Below are 18,194 nucleotides of genomic sequence, written 5' to 3' on the forward strand. Positions count from 1 at the left end.
CGAGCTCGAAAGCGTTGTGGATGGCGCGGACAGCGTCATCCAAAGCGTCCGCGCTGGTGACCACCGAGATGCGGATTTCCGACGTGGAGATCATGTCGATGTTGATGCCGGCATCGGAGAGGGCCTTGAAGAAGGTTGCCGAGACGCCCGGGTGGGAGCGCATGCCTGCACCGATGAGGGAGAGCTTGCCAACGTGTTCGTTGTACTCGATGCTCTCAAAACCGATCTGTGCTTCGGCGGCCCGCAGGGCAGCGAGGGCGTCGGCGCCTTCGACGATCGGCAGGGTGAAGGAGATGTCCGTCCGGCCGGTGCCGTGGGTGGATACGTTCTGGACGATCATGTCGATGTTCGAGTGGGCATCGGCGATCACCTGGAAAATGGCGGCAGCCTTGCCCGGGATGTCCGGGACGCCCACCACGGTGACCTTGGCTTCGGACCGGTCGTGTGCAACGCCGGAGATGATTGGCTGCTCCAAGGCAACTCCCTCTTGAATCGTGAACTTTTCGTCAGCGCCGGGGATGACCCAGGTGCCTTCATGCTGGCTGAATGAGGAACGGACGTGCAGCGGCACACCGAAGCGGCGTGCGTACTCCACACAGCGCAAGTGCAGGATCTTGGCGCCGGAAGCAGCCAGTTCCAGCATCTCCTCACTGGAAATGCGGTCGATCTTCTGGGCCGAGGACACCACGCGCGGGTCCGCGGTGAAGATACCGTCGACGTCCGTGTAAATCTCGCAGACATCGGCCTCCAGTGCGGCAGCCAACGCCACAGCCGTGGTGTCCGAACCGCCGCGGCCAAGAGTAGTGATCTCGTTGGTGCTGCGGCTCATGCCCTGGAAACCGGCCACGATCGCGATATGGCCCTTGTCCAGTGCCGTGCGGATGCGGTGCGGATCGACGTCGATAATCCTGGCCTTGCCGTGGATGCCGTCGGTAATCATGCCCGCCTGCGAACCGGTGAAGGACTGCGCCGAGGCACCGAACTCGTTGATCGCCATGGCCAGCAGTGCCATGGAAATTCGCTCACCGGCGGACAACAGCATGTCCATCTCACGGGCCGGAGCGGCATCGGTTACCTGGGCGGCAAGGTCCAGGAGTTCGTCGGTGGTGTCTCCCATGGCGGAAACGACAACCACGACCTCGTTGCCGGCCTTCTGCGCATCCACAACGCGCTGGGCCACCCGCTTGACGCCATCAGCATCAGCAACCGAGGAACCGCCGAACTTCTGGACGATCAGCTGCTTGGTCTTGGCAGCCCCGTCGGCGAGCTCTTCGATCTTCACTTCGGTAGTGGGCATAGTCATGCGCGCACCCTCACTGCATCAATAGGGTTCGAACGCGGCACACTGCAATCCAATTGGAGCACGCCTGCGTAGCTTATTTGGCAAGTTTATCGCCGTCACCTGCCCGGGCAGGAATTGTGACCACATCGCGGCCACCGGCAGGACCACTGCGGAAAGGAGCGTGGTTTCCGGTCTTTCCACAGTCCCTGTTTCGCGTGTCAACGGCTGGGTACTATGCCTCCATGACACGTGGGTGGGGCCGTGGCCAAGGCGCCTGACCAGCCGCCCGGAGCGTTGCCCGGGCCTGACCCCGGCTTGCCCCGTGGTGCCCCGGATTCGAACCAGGGATACGAGGTGATCGGCGGCGGTGAGATCGACGACCGGTTTCCCGTGCGCAGGGCAACGCCGGAACACGCCGTCCATCCGCAGGAGGATGCCCGCCGTGCCTTGGTGAACGCCGTGCGGAACGGCGGCTCCCAGGCGTGGTCGTCCTGGAGGTCATGGTCCTATTGGCTGGCCTGCAGTGCTGCGCTCGGCCTGTCCTGGGCGCTGGCCGCGGCCACAGTAAGCTTCGGCCAGGCCAACGGATGGTTCGAGTCGAGTGTTCCCAGTGCCTCCAACCTGCTGGCTGCAGCATGGCTGGCCGTTCTCTCCGCGGTCCTGGGCACCGTTTGGGGCTTCGCGTCCTCAGGCAACGTCCTCGCGGTCCTGACCGCGGGTGCGCTGCGCTCCGCGGGTCTTGCCTTGCCCGCCGGCGTGCTTCTGGCTGCGGTGGGCGCCGGCAGCGGCGTGCCGATAGGGGTGGCCGGTGCCGCCGTCGTTGTCACCGTCGTGGAAGGTGCGCTGTTTGGGCTCATCGGCCACGGAGCGCGTCAATGCTTCCGTTCGCGCGCTGCGGGGTCTGCCCTTGCGACGGTTGTGCTGGTGGTTCTGTGCCTCGCCAACGTGGTGGCCACGGTGGCGCTCCTGCCAAGCACCCAAGGGACAGCCCAGGCGTCCGTGCCCGTCAATGTGGAGCGTGACGACGCAGGCCGCATCACCTCGTACGAATGTGTTGGACGCCCCCGGCCAGTGGACGTGGCGTACACGGAGCGGGTGGCGTGGATGGCTGCGTCGCACCCCGCGCTGCTTCTGGGGAGCCTCGCCGGGGGAATGGTTCCCCGGGACCACGACCTTGCCTGGGTGCTGGCGGGGCTGCAGTGGGCTGCCGATGGCCCGGCCCGGGATGTTCCCTGCCTGGACGGTCAGTCCAGCGAAGGCCTTCCGCCGTCTGTGCCCGTCGCCGTGACAGGCCTTGCGGTCCAGGTGCTTGTTGCTGCCATGGTGGTGGTGCCCGGACGGAGGCTGGGAGCCCGCAGGCGCCGGACTTAGGCCAACGCGTTCCGCCTGCCCTCGAAGGCCCGGCCAAGGGTGACCTCATCCGCGTATTCGAGGTCCCCGCCCACCGGCAGCCCGGAAGCCAGTCGGGTGACGGTGATCCCGATGGTCTTCAGCATGCGCGCCAGGTATGTTGCCGTGGCCTCGCCCTCAAGGTTGGGGTCCGTGGCGATGATGATTTCCTGGATGGCGCCGTCGTTCAGGCGTGTCAGGAGCTCCCGGACGCGCAACTGTTCGGGACCGATGCCCGCGATCGGATTGATGGCCCCGCCCAGCACGTGGTACCTGCCCCGGAACGTGCGGGTGCGCTCCACGGCCAGGACATCCTTGGATTCCTCCACGACGCAGATGACCGATGGATCCCGACGAGGGTCACGGCAGATGTTGCATGTTTCCTGCTCGGTGACGTTGTAGCACGTTGAGCAGAACTTCACCCGTTCCTTCACCGTAGTGATGGCAGCGACCAGCCGCTTCATATCCTCAGGATCAGCCTCAAGGATGTGGAACGCCAGGCGCTGCGCCGACTTGGGGCCCACGCCCGGAAGCCGGCCGAGCTCGTCGATCAGCTCCTGAACTGCGCCTTCGTACACAATGTCCTCGTTTGCTCGGTGGTGGTCCGGCTGGGATCCAGCCGTGGGTTGTGATGGGTGACGATGGTCCGACCAGGACGCCGGCCGTTAACGGCCCGGCAGCGGAGAACCGTCCAGCGACCGCTCTTCAATGAGCTTCCCGCCCAGAATACGCTCCACCGCGGCACGCCCAAAGACCCGGGATTCCTCAATGGTTTCGTCCTCCGGGCTGGGGATGTCGTCAGCCACTTCCTGGGGCTGGGGCTGGGTACGGGTCGGCGCCTGGACCCGCCCCATCTGCGCTTCCGGGCTGTTGGTCAGGCGCTGGTACAGGCTTTGCCGCCCTGCAGGACCGGACGACGGCGCGTCCCCCTCGAGCGTGGCTACGGAACCTGAAGGCAGTGCTACGCCGGCGGCCTGGGCAGGGTTCGCCGCCGCGCGGGTTGCGGTTCCAGGCCAGCCCGACGGCGTTGCGACGTTCCAGCCGGAGGAGCCGTTTTGATCGCCGCTGGTGGGGTGGCCATAGCTTGGCTCTGCCGGGACCTGCGCCGCGGCGGGTTCATAATCCGGCGTGCCGGAGGATGCCGGAGTCTCCTGCTGCGGACGGACTGCCGTTGTGCCGACATTCGACTCCGTTCCCACTACCCACGTGCCCGGAGCGTGCTCAACGGCCCGCGACCACGGGTCATCAGCTACCGGGCGGGCCGGGCTGCCTGAATCCTCCCGGGCAGATCCGGTTTGGTCGCTTTCGTTGGTGGCAGGGACAGCCGGAGCGGCAGGAGCGGAAGGTGCAGGGGACGGCGCGCGGTGCCTGTCAGGTTGCCCGGCGTTGGAGGACGGCTCCCAGTCGTAGGGCGGCTCTTCCTCCAGCGGGGGAACGTCCTCGTCGCGGGGAGCACCCCAGTCGTCGTCGGGGTAGGAGTAGTCACCCGGCGAGGGGTTGGTTCCTGCCGTGGCGCCGGAAGCTGTGACAGGAGAAGCTCCGGAGCCCCCGGTAGCGGCATCAGCTGACGGAGGCGTGCTCGCGGGCTGCGTGGCTTGGGCGGGTGTGCTGCCGGGCTGCGTAGCTGCTGCGGGCGTGCTGCCTGGCTGCGGGCCGACGGATGATGCGCCAACGGACGACGAGCCGGTGGGCGCGCCGGATTCCGGAGCGGTCTTGGCCGTGGCCGCGGGGGACGGTTGTGCCGGGGCCAGTCCCCACGCGGAGTCGACGGCCGAAACAGCCTGTGCCGAAGGAACTGCCGGGCCCGCAGGCGTTGCTGGAGCTTTCGCCTCTCCCTGGGCTGCAGAAGCTACGGAGCGGCCCGCCGGCCCAGCACTGCCATCCGATGCCGGGGTTGCCCGGCTAGTAGGTGCTTTTGGGTTTGGCTCAGAGCTCGCTGAGCTGTTGCCGCCCGCCGAAGCCACGATCTGGCAGTCGATGCCGATGGTTTTGTGGATTGCCTGGCGCAGGTTCTCTGAGTGGTCCGCCCGGCCAAAAGCCCCGGCGAGTCCGGACGTGGTGAAGGAGAGCGTCAACAACTGACCGTCGAATTGTGCAACCTGCGCATTGGGCTCCACCAGAGCCCAGGTGCTGCGCTTGATCTTGGCCAGGGTTTGCAGAACATCGGGCCAGGCACGGCGAAGTACCTCGACATCCCCGCCCCCCGGGGCTGCAGGAGCGGATGCCGCCACCGGTGGTGCTTGCTGTACTGCGGGGGCCTGTTGTACTGCGGGGGCCTGCTGCGCAGCGGGAGCAGGCTGGGCTGTTGGCGGCTGCGCTTCGGCGTGCTGTGCGGCGCCAGGAGCGTCGACCCCGGACGGACCTTGGCGGTTCTCGACGGGCCAGTCGTTGGTGGACACACGCGGAGCCGTGATTCCGTCACGGGCGGGCCGCTCCATGGGTTGCCCGGGTGCCTGTTGCGGGGACGCAGGGAACCCGGCGGGGGCGGGAACAGTCGCGACAGGTTCAGCGGGAGCGGCGGCTGCGGGAGCCGCCGCAGGGGCAGCTGCTGCCGTCGCGGCAGGCGCGGCCGCTGCAGATTCAGCGGGAGCCGCCGCTGCAGGGGCAGGTGCGGCAGGGACCGGACCGGCGCCCGGGGCAGTACCACCTGCTGATGGCGGGACAGCAGCAGGTGCCGGGGACCCGGCGTCGCCCGCGTAATTAAGGCGGCGCTCCACGCGGTCGATCCGTGCGGCGATTCCCCGCTCCGTCTGCTCGGAACCGGGCAGCAGGATCCGGGCGCACAGAAGTTCCAGGTGCAGGCGCGGAGAGGTGGCGCCGGTCATCTCGGTGAGCGCGGTGTTGGTGACGTCTGCGGCGCGGGACAGCTCGGCCGCACCAAGGTTGGTGGCCTGGTTCCGCATGCGGGCGATCTGGTCCTCGGGCATCCCGCGCAGGATGGCCTGGGCGCTCTCCGGCATGGCCTGAACGATGATGAGGTCGCGGAAGCGCTCCAGGAGGTCCTCCACGAAACGCCGGGGATCGTGACCCGTTTGGATGACGCGGTCAACGGCCCGGAACACTGTGGCGGCATCTGCCGCAGCCACGGCATCCACGACGTCGTCCAGCAGGGAAGCATGCGTGTAGCCCAGCAGTGCGACGGCGAGCTCGTAGTCCAGGCCCGAGGGTCCGGCTCCGGCCATGAGCTGGTCCAGCACGGAGAGGGTGTCACGGACCGAGCCCCCTCCGGCGCGGATGACCAGGGACAACACACCGGGAGCCACCGGCACGTTTTCCTGACGGCACAGCAGCTCAAGGTAGTTCATGAGCGGCTCGGGCGGCACCAGGCGGAACGGGTAGTGGTGGGTGCGGGAACGGATGGTGCCGATGACCTTGTCCGGTTCCGTAGTGGCGAAGATGAACTTGATGTGTTCCGGCGGCTCCTCAACGATCTTGAGCAGTGCATTGAAGCCGGCAGACGTGACCATGTGGGCCTCGTCGATGATGAAGATCTTGTAGCGGTCCCGGACAGGAGCGAAGGTGGCCCGCTCCCGGAGATCGCGGGCGTCGTCCACGCCGCCATGGCTGGCAGCGTCGATCTCGATGACGTCCAGGGAACCCGAACCCCCGCGGGCGAGCTCAACGCAGCTGGGGCACTGTCCGCAGGGGGTGTCCGTGGGGCCTTGCGCACAGTTGAGGCAGCGGGCCAGGATGCGGGCGGACGTGGTTTTACCGCAGCCGCGCGGACCGGAGAAAAGGTAGGCGTGGTTGACGCGGTTCTTCCGCAGCGCCGTCATGAGCGGCTCGGTGACGTGTTCCTGCCCGATAACGTCCGCGAAAGAATCCGGGCGGTATCTCCGGTACAGGGCAGTTGTAACAGTCACAGGGAAAACCTACCTATAGGGACTGACATTTTAAATAAGAGACCCCTCATGCACCCGCCAGAGCCCATCTACCCTTGCTACCTTCCGGTCCTGGGGGAGTTCAACAGGATGACGCCACATGAGGGGCCGTCGACAAGCTTACCCGAACTTACTTCGGGGTTCGAATCGGCCGTGACCGGTGTGAAAAACTCCCGACGGCGAAAGGTTTTCGCGGTCCTCTCCGCCATTCGCAACCGTTCTGCGTGGGCTGCGCAACCCTTTCCGCCTGGCGCACCCGTAGTTATGGGTGCGACGGGCGGAAACGGACGCGGCGCTGGGTCGGCCCCGTGTGCCAGCCCCTCACCTCCATCCGTTCACCGGCCAGGTCATGAAAGCCGGTTCCTCGTAAGGGTGCGCTGCCCGCAAAGCCAGCACCACGCCGTCGAGCACGTCTGAAGCAACCACGCACTCAACCCGGACTTCGGGCACCTGTTCCACCGCCCCCACTTCACCGATGAAGGGCCGGGCGCCTGGGAGCGGAGTGAACCGTCCGGTTCCCGGCGAGGTAAAGGCGCAATGCGAGTAGTCTCCGATCCGCCCTGCGCCGGCGTCCCCGATGGCGCGCAGAACCACTTCGACGTGGTCGACCGGCACGTAGACCACCAGGGCGTGGAGCTCTGTCATGGGCACATCCTGTCACTAAAGAGTCCGAAAAGCGGGCAGGACCATTGCATATCCGCCATCCACAGCGGACCATAAGTATGTACACCGATTGGGGCAATCTCCAGGTTGTGAGCTGCGGGGCCTGGGCAAGAGGGGCCGGACCCGGCAGCTCAACGGTGATACCGCAAGAATGGGCGCGTTGGGGGCGTCCATTTTTTCGTTAAGGCGCGGCTCCTGGGTCAAGGGTTAACCCTCGATTGGGCGATGCCGAAATTCTCAGGTACAGTAGTATCTGCTTTCGAATCGGAAGCAGGGAGAATTCGCCTAGCGGCCTATGGCGCACGCCTGGAACGCGTGTTGGGTTAACGCCCTCGGGGGTTCAAATCCCCCATTCTCCGCGGTTGGCCCCGGTCTTCGGACCGGGGCCTTTTGCGTTGGCTGGAAACCCCTACCGCTGGGCTGCTGCCACACGCTCCAGCACCTCGCGGCATGCAAGGATCGCGGGATGGATGCGTCCGGCGGTGCGCGTGGACGTGAAGATGGTCCTGGCCGGAAGGCCCGGGAGGTCGATCAGTTGGACGGGGCGTTCCATCCCGGTCCACACAAGGTCCGGCATCAGGGCTACGGCGTTCCCGGACTCGATCAGGCGGATCTGTGCCTGGAGGTCGGCTGTCTCATACCTCACGTCCGGCTCGAAGCCCGCCGACCTGCATGCTTGCTCGGCCCAGTGCCGTGAGGCCGCACCTCGTGGCTCCATGACCCAGGGCATGGACGCGGTATCAGCGATCGAGGCGATACTCTCCCCGCCCATGCCCACCGGGGGAGTGGCCAGCCTGATGGCGTCGCTGGTGAGGGTCGCGCGGTCCAGTCCCGGATGGTGCGGAGCGGCGTGGCCGGGGTATTGCTCTGCCACAACAATGTCGAAGTCGCGCGCCCAGGTCTCGTACAACGCAGTTTCAGGTTCGCGCTGGGTCATCTCCACCCGCACCTCCGGGAACTCCTGCCGCATGATCGTGAGGAAGTCGGCCAGCAGTGCCAAGGCTGCCGACTGGAACACGGCCAGTCGAACGGTTCCCGTTACCGTGGACAGGGAAGCGGCCAGCTCGGTTTCGGCCCGTTCCAGCGTCTCCAGCAGCGCAGCTGTATGCGCCACGAGGATCTCCGCCTGCGGAGTCAGCTGCACGCGGCGGCCGGCTTTCCGGAGCAGCTCCACGCCTGCTTCCTTTTCCAAAAGCGTGAGCTGCTGGGACACCGAGGAGGGGCTGTACTGCATGGCATCGGCCACCTCGGCAAGCGTTCCCCGGATCTTCAACTCGTGCAGCAAACGCAGTCTGCGGACGTCCAGCACGGTGGCCTCCAAAGCATCGGGATGAGTAATGAATATTCGTCAGAAAAGATCGCTTTTCCTAATGGGATTGTAGATCCATACTGATGGAAACAAACAAACTTCTCCGTCCCAGAAGGAGCCCCCATGACCAGCACCCTCCCGGATGCGACCTCTCCGCGCACCCAGGAATCCGGGCAGTTCGACGCACTGGCCCAAGAGGCCATCGCCTTGGTCCGTCACTGGCTGACAGAGGCCGGCAAGATTCCAGTGGACGTCTCCGCCCAGCGTCTCGCCGGCGTCCTCAAGGACCCGAACGGACTGGACTTCACGGTTGGATTCGTCGACGGCGTCATCCGCCCTGAGGATCTGTCCGTCGCCGCCCGGAAGCTCGCCGAGCTTGCCCCGAAGGTGCCGGCGTTCCTGCCGTGGTACATGCGCAGCGCGGTCCGCGTGGGTGGCGTCATGGCCCCGATCATGCCCCAGGTGGTTATCCCGATCGCCCGCCGCGTTCTCCGCGAGATGGTGGGTCACCTGATTGTTGATGCAACGGACGCCAAGCTCGGCCCTGCCATTGAAAAGATCCGCCAGGACGGCGTCCACCTCAACGTGAACCTCCTCGGTGAAGCTGTCCTGGGCGAGCATGAAGCCCAGCGCCGGCTGGACGGCACGCTTAAGCTCCTTGCCCGCGAGGACGTCGACTATGTCTCCATCAAGGAATCCTCTACCGTGGCCCCGCATTCCCCGTGGGCTTTCGACGAGGCAGTGGACCACGTGGTGGAGAAGCTCACCCCGCTCTACCGCCTGGCTGCGTCGTTCCCCAAGCCCAAGTTCATCAACTTGGACATGGAGGAATACAAAGACCTCAGCATGACGATCGCAGTGTTCAAGCGGATCCTGGACATGCCTGAGTTCAAGAACCTCGAGGCCGGTATCGTCCTCCAGGCCTACCTCCCGGACGCCCTCGGCGCCATGCAGGAACTGCAGGAATGGGCCACCGCCCGGCGCGCAAACGGTGGGGCTCCCATCAAGGTCCGCGTGGTGAAGGGCGCCAACCTTCCCATGGAGCAGGTGGAAGCCTCCCTCCACGATTGGCCGCTGGCTACGTGGGGCACCAAGCAGGACTCAGACACCAGCTACAAGAGCGTCATCAACTACGCGCTCACCCCGGAGCATGTGGACGCGGTGCGCATCGGCGTTGCCGGGCACAATCTCTTCGACGTCGCCTTTGCCTGGCTCCTTGCCAAGCAGCGTGGCGTCACTGAAGGCATCGAGTTCGAGATGCTCCTCGGCATGGCGACCGGTCAGGCCACCGCGGTCCGCAAGGACGTGGGCAGCCTGCTCCTTTACACCCCGGTGGTCCACCCGGGTGAGTTCGATGTGGCCATCGCCTACCTGATCCGCCGCCTTGAAGAAGGCGCCAGCCAGGAAAACTTCATGTCCGCTGTCTTCGAACTCAGCGAAAACGAGGGACTCTTCGAGCGCGAAAAGCAGCGCTTCCTCAACTCCCTCGCGCAACTCACGGATGAGGTCCCGGAACCGAACCGCAAGCAGGACCGCCGCCTGCCCGCCGAGCCCGCGCCGACCGAGGGCTTCCGCAACACCCCGGATACGGACCCCGCCCTTCCCGCCAACCGCGCCTGGGGCCGCGACATCCTGAAGCGAGTTCCGGGGTCAACGGCAGGGAACAAGATCGTGGAGTCCACCAAGGTCTCCGAGGCCGCCGAGCTTGAGCGCATCATCACCACAGCCGTGGATGCCGGCAAGGCCTGGGGCGCCCGCCCCGCCGCGGAGCGTGCAGCCATCCTCCACCGCGCCGGCGAGGTCCTGGAAGCCCGCCGCGCCGAGCTCCTGGAGGTCATGGCGTCCGAGACCGGCAAGACCATCGACCAGGGTGACCCGGAAGTCAGCGAAGCGATCGACTTTGCCCACTACTACGCAGAGCGGGCCAAGGACCTGGAAACGGTCGACGGCGCCACGTTCGTCCCAGCCAACCTCACCGTCGTCACTCCGCCGTGGAACTTCCCGGTGGCGATTCCCGCCGGCTCGACGCTCGCGGCACTCGCCTCAGGCTCCGCCGTCGTGATCAAGCCTGCAAAGCAGGCCCGCCGCTCCGGTTCCGTGATGGTGGACGCCCTGTGGGAGGCCGGCGTGCCGCGCGAGGTTCTGGCGCTCGTGCAGCTCGAAGAGCGCGACCTCGGCACGCAGCTGGTCTCGCACCCGAGCGTCGACCGCGTCATCCTCACCGGTGGCTACGAGACCGCTGAACTCTTCCGTTCCTTCCGCCAGGACCTGCCCCTGCTGGCAGAGACCTCCGGCAAGAACGCCATTATTGTCACGCCGAGTGCCGACCTGGACCTTGCCGCCAAGGATGTGGTGTACTCCGCGTTCGGCCACGCCGGCCAGAAGTGCTCCGCCGCGTCCCTGGTGATCCTGGTGGGTTCGGTCGGAAAGTCCAAGCGGTTCCACAACCAGCTCATCGATGCCGCCCGCTCCCTGACCGTAGGCTACCCGGACAACGCCACCACGCAGATGGGCCCGATCATTGAGCCCGCCAACGGCAAGCTCCTCAACGCCCTCACCACCCTGGGCGACGGCGAAACCTGGGCCGTCAAGCCCGAACGCCTCGATGACTCAGGCCGCTTGTGGTCCCCGGGCATCCGTTCGGGCGTCAAGCGTGGCTCCTACTTCCACCTGACCGAGTTCTTCGGCCCGGTCCTCGGCGTCATGACCGCTGAAACCCTGGAAGAAGCGATCGCCATCCAGAACGAGATCGAGTACGGCCTGACCGCCGGTCTCCACTCCCTCGATTCCGCTGAGATCGGCACGTGGCTGGACACGATCCAGGCCGGCAACCTCTATGTCAACCGTGGCATCACCGGCGCGATTGTCCAGCGCCAGCCCTTCGGCGGCTGGAAGAAGTCCGCTGTGGGTGCCGGAACCAAGGCCGGCGGACCGAACTACCTGATCGGCCTGGGCAGCTGGCTTCCGGCCGAGGCCACGGCCACGCGCGGCACGGTCCTCCAGGGCGCTGCCGCGCAGATCCTGTCCGCAGCCAAGTCTGTTGACGTGACGCCGGAGGAACTGCAGACCTTGCAACAGTCCCTCTTCAGTGACGCCGCAGCCTGGGACTCCGAGTTCGGCACCCGCAAGGACGTCTCCGGCCTGACCGCCGAGCGGAACGTCTTCCGCTACCGCCCCATCCCGGTGACCATCCGCCTTTCCGAAGGCGAGCGGCTCGCCGAGCTGCTGCGCGTTGCAGCAGCCGGTGCCGTGGCGGGTTCGGCCCTGAAGGTGAGCTCCGCCGTCGTACTTCCGGATGCTGTGGTGAGTGTGTTCGCGAACCTGGGCGTCAGCGTCCGCGTTGAGGACGACGCCGCATGGCTGGCCCGCGCTGCAACGTTCGACGGCGGCCGCATCCGCCTGATCGGTGGCGACTTCACCGCGCTGAGCGCGGCGATGGGTGGCCGTCCGGATGTCGCTGTGTACCACGGTGCCGTGACCCAGGCCGGCCGGATCGAGATGCTGCCGTTCCTCCGCGAACAGGCTGTGTCCATCACGGCCCACCGTTTCGGCACCCCGAACCACCTCTCCGACCACCTGATCTAAGGCACCTCCCGCAAAGCCGGGCAGGACGGATTCACTCCGACCTGCCCGGCTTTTTGGTTTCCCGCGGCGGGGGCCCGTACCTCCACCACCAACTTTGGCCGCCATCGCGCCCGACACGCCGAGGATTCGGGCCCGCCCCGGGGCCCTTGCCGTCAAAGTAGGTGGTGGCGGCACGTGGAAGTGGTTCAGTCGGGCCAGCCAAGCCGCTCAAGCCGCCGACGGGCGGCGAGTTCGCTGGGGCCATGCCGCCCGAGTGCCAGGCGGACAACGGCCAGCACCACCCGGGCTGCCGGGATGGCGGGCAGGGGAACGGGTCCCAAGTGGGCCGTCCGGAGCCCAAGGAGCTCCCGGTACTTCGGTTCAAGGCTTGCCACGGCGGCTGCGAAGAGGACGCTGTAACCGGGCCGCAGCAGCGGGTTGAGCGGCGGATGGCGGATGAAGGCCACAGTTTCCGTCAGGCGCTCGTCGGAACGCAGGACTCCGGAGGCGTACCAGTCGTCCAACTCCCGGTGGACTTCTGCCTCCGTTGAGGGAGGATTCTCCACACCCATGAGCGTGCCCGCCTGAGCCCACTCACGCACATATTGGTCAGGGCCGCCGGGTATGGGCCCGCCCCAGATACGGTGCGCCGTGACGAACGATTCAGCGTAGGTGACATGGACCCAGCGGAGGAGTTCGGGGTCGCTGGCCACATAGTCGCGGTGGGCCCCCGTGCCGTCCACGTAGCTTCCCCGGACATGGTGGTGGAGTTTCCTGATCCGGTCAGTGGCGGCCTGCGCAGCTTCCCGGGAACCGTACGTGACGGTGAAGATCCAGCGAATGGTTCCGGCCAGGCGTCCCAGCGGATCTTCCTTGAAACCAGAGTGCTCATAGACTCCCGCCAAGGCTCCGGGGTGCAGCGACTGCATGAGCAGGACGCGGATCCCGGCAACGATCGGGGTCATGGATCCGTGCACGGTCCAGACCGCCGAACCGGGGAGGTGGTATCCGGTGTCGTCGCCTTCGGCCAGGCGCGGTACCCACTCGGGCGGGGTGCCGGAGGTCCCGGTGAACGTGTGCTGGAGTGCGTGCCGGTATTCGGTGAGGTAGTTCCTCATGCATTCCATTCGACCCCGGTTCGGGGAGCGTGTACAGGTCCCGCCCGGGTGGGGGGACCTGTACCGCGGGCTGACCCTACCTGCCGCTGCCTGCCGGGGCTTGGCGGCGCCGTGCCGGGGCTGCTGCCACCAACAAGGCAGCAATGGCGACGGCGGCACTCAGGATCAGGCCCGGACGGTACTGTTCCAGCATGGCCTGGGGGCTGACGGATCCGGTTGGCTGACCGTGGCTGCTGACCAGGGCCGTGGTTACTGCCAGCACCAGGGCTGCCCCAACCTGGGTACTGGTCTGAATGAGGCCTGCTGCCAACCCTTGCTCGGAGTCCTTGATGCCGGTGGTGGCCTGGACGTTGATGGACGGGAAGGCCAAAGCGAACCCGATGCCGAGCAGTATCACGGACGGCAGGATGTCCAAGGCGTAGTTGGGGGTGGTGCCCACCCGAAGGAACAGGACATAGCCGAGGCCCAAGGCAGTGAGGCCGGTGAGGATAAGCTGCGTGGCGCCGAACTTCTCGATCAGCCGGTCAGCGAACGGAGCGCTCGTGGCGACGAGCAAGCCGGCGGGCAGCAAGGCCAGCGCCATCCCCAATGGCGTCCAGCCCAGGACAGACTGCAGGAACATGGTCACGATGAACTGGAAGCTCAGGTACGAACCAAACAACCCGACGGCGCTGAGATTGGCCCGGGCCACCCAGCCTTCCTTCAGGATGCCGAAGCGGATCAACGGGTGCTTGACCTTGCTCTCGATCACTGCGAAGGCCGCCAGCACAGCTGCGGAGACGGCGAATCCGGCGATTGTTGCCACAGATCCCCACCCCGCTTCCGGTGCCGAGACCAGGGTGTAAACGAGCCCGAGCATGCCCAGTGCAAGGGTGACGGCGCCCCAGATATCGTGGCCGCTGTTTTCCGCCGACGGCTTGTCCTTGGGGATGAACCTGATGCCCAACAGGACCACGGCCACGGCGATCGGTACGGAGACCAGGAAGGTCCACCGCCAGCTCAGGCTGGTCATGAGCCCGCCCACCACCAGGCCGAGCGAGAAGCCGCTGGCGCCGAAGGTGGTGAAGATGGACAGGGCCTTGTTGCGCTCGCGGCCCTCGGCGAAGTTGGTGGTGATGATGGAGAATCCGGTAGGTGCGGTGAAGGCGGCGGCCAGCCCCTTGATGAACCTGGTGGCGATGAGGACCGCAGGATCATCCACCAGGCCGCCTACCAGCGAGGCTGCGGCAAATACTGCCAACGCGATGAGGAAGATACGACGGCGGCCCAACAGGTCAGCGAGCCGCCCGCCAAGGAGCAGCAGGCTTCCGTAGCCGAGGACGTAGGCCGACACGATCCATTGCAGGGTATCCGTGCCGAGGTTCAGTTCCTGGCCGATCGATGGCAAGGCCACCCCGACCATGGAAACATCCAGCCCATCCAGGGCCAGGACAGTGCAGACCACCATGAGCAGCAGCCATTGGGAACGGGTCCACTTGACCGCTGAAACCACGGCGCCGGCAGGTGTTTTGAGGGTGGTGGGTGAAGTCATGCGATCAATCTATATGACGCGTCATTCAATGACAAGGAATATGATGCGTCATCTTATGACGTGGATTTCAAATGCCGGATGAACTAGAATCGGGGCATGGCATCAACGCGTGACCGTCAGCTTGTAGAGCAGTGGCGCAGCATCCAGGACTCCTACTTCCGGACCGCCGGAGCCATAGACCGCGCCTTGGAAGCCAAGTTCGACATCGGCCTGAACGAGTTCGAGATCCTGGACCTTGTGGCTGAAAGCACCGACGCAGCCTGCCGGATGAAGCAGTTGGGGGAGCGGACGCCCATGACCCAAAGTGCTGTATCCAAGGTGGTGGACCGGCTGGAAAAGGCCGGACTGGTGTCCCGCCAGACGTGCTCTGATGACCGCCGCTCACTGTTCCTGGAACTTACCGAGGCCGGCCGCCAACTCCATGCCAGCGCGGCGGTGGAGCACCGCGCCCTCCTGAAGGAAAACCTCGGCTAGGTAAACCGCAGGTTTCCTCAAGGGTGCCTTGAGCAAAAACTGAGCCAACCTTGCACTCCCGGGCGGCCCGAAAGGGTTTATTTTCCCCATGATTGGGGCAAGAATGGAGCTTGCACGCCAGGCTGGGGTTTGGTGACGCTGGCTTTTGGGGAGTGTTTGTGGGCAAGCATCATGAATCAGACCGGGTAGTGGATCTGGTACGCACCGAGGGGTTCCGCCGCGTGTTCGTCGCGGGCAGTCTCGCAGTGCTGGCGTTCTTCGCTTTTGGATTCCAACCCCTCACGTCCGCCTCGACCGGATCGGTCAATGGTTCCCTCGCCCAGGGCGTGGTGGGACCAGCGGCTTTGGGTCAGTTGGTGCCTCCGGAGGCCGAAACGACGGTGATCGACCCTCTCCCGGAGCCTCCCGAACAGACCGCCGGCACCCCCATGGTGTACTTTGACCGGGCCTTGGTCAGGACGGTCGGCAAGGACGGTTCCACGGGACTCACCGTTGCTTCCGCCGGATTGTCACGGCCTCCCGCAGGCAGTCTCTACGCTCCGCTCGAAGTGCTGAACCCGAGCTCTTCCTACGGCTACAGGCTCAGCCCGCTGACCGGCCTCCCGGGCGAATTCCACTGGGGCCAGGACTATGCTGCGGCGTGTGGAACCCGGGTCTACGCGGCTGACGCCGGCGTGGTCAGGGCTGTTGGCTGGCACATCTGGGGCGGCGGCAACCGCGTGGAGATCGAGCACGGCAACGGACTGGTCACCACGTACAACCACCTGCAGGCCATTGGGGTCACGCAGGGGCAATCCGTCCGGGTGGGCGAGGTCATCGCGGAAGTCGGGACCACCGGCTGGTCCACTGGCTGCCACCTCCACTTCGAAACCATCGTCAACGGACTGCACACAAACCCGGCCAACTGGACGCTCCTGCCGATCCGCCAAGTGGATCCTTTGCAGGGAATCACCATGGTCAACTACCAGCCGGGTGCCGGCACCGGGACTTCGGCTGCGCCGCAGTGGGCAGTTCCGGTCTCGGACGGCACCACCCGCGCGGTCATCGGCGGCGAACACGAGCACGACGAAGTTCCCGCCACGGTGGTTCCCGGACCATCCGGTCCTGCCGGAACTCCGACCACGTCCACCCCGCCCGGCACGCAGACACCGGCACAGACACCGGCACCGACGCAGACCGCTACTCCGACACAGACACCGACGCCGACGCAGACTGCCACACCGACACCGACGCAGACTGCCACGCCGACACCGACGCAGACTGCTACGCCGACGCCAACCCAGACCGCTACGCCGACGCCAACGCAGACCGCCACACCGACGCCAACCCAGACAACTGCGCCGGCCCCGGTGACGACTTCTCCTGCCACGGGTACCACGACCGGCTCGACGCCGGCCACCACAACTGTGGCACCCCAACTGACGACGCAGACGGCACCCAGCCCGGATGCCGCCGTCGTTGCTCCAGTGGCGCCGGCACCGATTGAACCTGCGCCGGCAGCCCCCGCTCCAGCTGCACCGGCCCCCGCTCCGGTGGTCGTCGCTCCGGCTCCCGCGCCGGTCCCGGTGACAACCACGCAGGCGGCCACCGTGCCTGTGGCCCCCGCTCCCGCGCCCGCGCCCGTAACCACCGTTGCGACCCTGCCCACGGTGATCCTGCCGCCTGGATACATTGTGGTGGCTCCAGGGTTGGTCCAGGGACCTGATGGGACAACCATTCCGTTGTCCGCCTTCATCACGCCGGCGCCGTAGCTGCTCCATTCCCCGGGTGAACCACGGCCCCGCCGCGGGCCCAGGGCGGTTGGATGAACACCATGGGATTGGGTCCCATCCGCAGTTGGGCCTGACTCCGAAGACCTGTTAAAAGCAGTGGACAAGGCGCTGGCCTGATCAGCCGGACGCAGAAGGGAAACAGGTAATTTTCCAACATTCCGCCGGAAATTAGCCTGATGTTGGGTTGCTGTCTGGTTGGATTGGTCGTACTGGAAGGAAGCGGGAGGCGCCGTCTCCCACCAAACGCTAGGGCAGTCATGGAGCTCATCGAGGCCGAGTACCCCAAACCAGGTCATGTGCTGTTGCACTTGAGCGATCTTCACTTGGTAGGTGGTGCCGCCACGCTCCACGGCTCGGTGGACAGCTCTGCCCGCCTCCAGGAAATCTGCGACCAGATCATCGCGTCCAGGATCCGTCCCGAGGCCATCATTTTTACCGGAGACCTCGCTGACAAGGGCGAGTTCGAGGCCTACAGCCGCCTCCGCGAGATGATCGAACCCGTCTGCGAGACTGTCGGCGCAAAGGCGATCTGGGCCATGGGCAACCACGACAACCGTGCCAACTTCCGTTCAGCGTTCCTGGACGCCTCGGAGAAGAGCAAGCCGGAAGACCCGGTGGACCGGAGCTACTTCGTCAACGGGCTGCGGATCATCACCCTGGACACCACGGTGCCCGGCCACCATTACGGTGAACTGTCCGAGGCGCAGCTCGAATGGCTCGCCGCCGAACTCGCTACGCCCGCTCCGGACGGCACCATCCTGGCCCTGCACCACCCGCCCGTCCCTTGCGTCCAGGACCTCGCGGTGCTGGTGGAGCTGCGCGGCCAGGCCGCGCTGGCCGACGTCGTGCGCAATACGGACGTCCGCACCATTCTGGGCGGGCATCTGCACTACTCCACGACGGCGGGCTTCGCCGGCATCCCGGTGTCGGTCGCCTCGGCGACGTGCTACACCCAGGACCTGGCCGTAAGCGCCGGCGGCCAACGGGGCCGCGACGGTGCGCAGTCCTACAACATGGTGCATGTGTACGAACACACGATCGTCCATTCGGTGGTGCCCATGTCCGGCGGGGTCACCGTGGGCGAACCCGTTGACGCGGCCGAGGTGCAGCGGCGGCTGGCAGAAGCCGGAATCCGGATTCCGGAGGGCTCCAGCCGGAAGCAGGCACGGCAGCCGCAGGAACTTGTGTCGCCCGCCGGCAGCCGAGGCTGA

Annotated in this window: 12 protein-coding genes, 1 tRNA gene and 1 other RNA gene; 6 read left to right on the forward strand and 8 right to left on the reverse strand. The window is 66.0% G+C overall.

Going from position 1 to position 18,194, the window contains the following annotated elements:
• Nucleotides 1–1,303, reverse strand: a 1,303-nt coding sequence (locus tag ACSVIE_RS19180; protein ID WP_442424873.1) for an aspartate kinase, incomplete at its 3' end; no start/stop codon positions are given.
• 240 nt (nucleotides 1,304–1,543) lie between these two features.
• Between ACSVIE_RS19180 and ACSVIE_RS19185 the strand changes: the two genes are divergently transcribed.
• The gene (locus ACSVIE_RS19185) at nucleotides 1,544–2,653 is read left to right on the forward strand and encodes a hypothetical protein (RefSeq protein WP_442424874.1); all 1,110 of its coding nucleotides are present in this window, start codon (nucleotides 1,544–1,546) and stop codon (nucleotides 2,651–2,653) included.
• Here the strand turns inward: ACSVIE_RS19185 and recR are convergent.
• The 4 genes from recR to ACSVIE_RS19205 form a co-directional block, all read right to left on the reverse strand.
• Complete coding sequence (gene recR, locus ACSVIE_RS19190) at nucleotides 2,650–3,249, reverse strand: recombination mediator RecR (protein ID WP_426005855.1); 600 nt, start codon at nucleotides 3,247–3,249, stop codon at nucleotides 2,650–2,652. The genes ACSVIE_RS19185 and recR overlap by 4 nt on opposite strands.
• A gap of 87 nt (nucleotides 3,250–3,336) precedes the next feature.
• Complete coding sequence (locus ACSVIE_RS19195) at nucleotides 3,337–6,534, reverse strand: DNA polymerase III subunit gamma and tau (protein ID WP_442424875.1); 3,198 nt, start codon at nucleotides 6,532–6,534, stop codon at nucleotides 3,337–3,339.
• Between the two features lie 34 nt (nucleotides 6,535–6,568).
• Nucleotides 6,569–6,665, reverse strand: an RNA gene (gene ffs, locus ACSVIE_RS19200) — signal recognition particle sRNA small type.
• Nucleotides 6,666–6,873: 208 nt separating this feature from the next.
• Entirely contained in the window at nucleotides 6,874–7,197 is a 324-nt protein-coding gene (locus ACSVIE_RS19205; RefSeq protein WP_426005857.1) for a hypothetical protein, read from the reverse strand.
• 292 nt (nucleotides 7,198–7,489) lie between these two features.
• On the opposite strand from ACSVIE_RS19205, the gene ACSVIE_RS19210 reads away from it, so the two are divergent.
• Nucleotides 7,490–7,574, forward strand: a tRNA-Ser gene (locus tag ACSVIE_RS19210).
• Nucleotides 7,575–7,624: 50 nt separating this feature from the next.
• On the opposite strand, the gene ACSVIE_RS19215 is transcribed toward ACSVIE_RS19210, so the two are convergent.
• Nucleotides 7,625–8,524 carry a LysR family transcriptional regulator gene (locus tag ACSVIE_RS19215; protein ID WP_442424876.1) on the reverse strand — a complete coding sequence of 300 codons (900 nt, stop codon included), beginning with the start codon at nucleotides 8,522–8,524 and terminating at the stop codon, nucleotides 7,625–7,627.
• A 123-nt stretch (nucleotides 8,525–8,647) separates the two neighbouring features.
• Between ACSVIE_RS19215 and ACSVIE_RS19220 the strand changes: the two genes are divergently transcribed.
• On the forward strand, nucleotides 8,648–12,109 hold the full coding sequence (locus ACSVIE_RS19220) for a proline dehydrogenase family protein (protein WP_442424877.1): 3,462 nt from the start codon (nucleotides 8,648–8,650) through the stop codon (nucleotides 12,107–12,109).
• A 185-nt stretch (nucleotides 12,110–12,294) separates the two neighbouring features.
• Here ACSVIE_RS19220 and ACSVIE_RS19225 read toward each other — a convergent pair whose 3' ends face one another.
• Together ACSVIE_RS19225 and ACSVIE_RS19230 are read right to left on the reverse strand one after the other, a co-directional pair.
• Nucleotides 12,295–13,206, reverse strand: a complete 912-nt coding sequence (locus ACSVIE_RS19225; protein ID WP_442424878.1) for an oxygenase MpaB family protein — start codon at nucleotides 13,204–13,206, stop codon at nucleotides 12,295–12,297.
• A gap of 76 nt (nucleotides 13,207–13,282) precedes the next feature.
• A complete protein-coding gene (locus ACSVIE_RS19230) occupies nucleotides 13,283–14,737 on the reverse strand; it encodes an MFS transporter (protein ID WP_442424879.1) in 1,455 nt (484 codons plus the stop codon).
• Nucleotides 14,738–14,833: 96 nt separating this feature from the next.
• Here ACSVIE_RS19230 and ACSVIE_RS19235 point away from each other — a divergent pair, with 96 nt between their 5' ends.
• The 3 genes from ACSVIE_RS19235 to ACSVIE_RS19245 all read left to right on the forward strand — a co-directional run bounded on the left by ACSVIE_RS19235 (nucleotide 14,834) and on the right by ACSVIE_RS19245 (nucleotide 18,194).
• Nucleotides 14,834–15,211, forward strand: a complete 378-nt coding sequence (locus ACSVIE_RS19235) for a MarR family winged helix-turn-helix transcriptional regulator (protein ID WP_426005863.1) — start codon at nucleotides 14,834–14,836, stop codon at nucleotides 15,209–15,211.
• 158 nt (nucleotides 15,212–15,369) lie between these two features.
• Nucleotides 15,370–16,962: a M23 family metallopeptidase gene (locus ACSVIE_RS19240; RefSeq protein ID WP_442424880.1), complete on the forward strand. Its 1,593-nt coding sequence runs from the start codon at nucleotides 15,370–15,372 to the stop codon at nucleotides 16,960–16,962.
• A 278-nt stretch (nucleotides 16,963–17,240) separates the two neighbouring features.
• Nucleotides 17,241–18,194, forward strand: a complete 954-nt coding sequence (locus ACSVIE_RS19245; protein WP_426005865.1) for a phosphodiesterase — start codon at nucleotides 17,241–17,243, stop codon at nucleotides 18,192–18,194.

Origin of the sequence: Paenarthrobacter sp. NCHU4564 (assembly GCF_052156435.1) — a bacterium.
Lineage (GTDB): Bacteria > Actinomycetota > Actinomycetes > Actinomycetales > Micrococcaceae > Arthrobacter.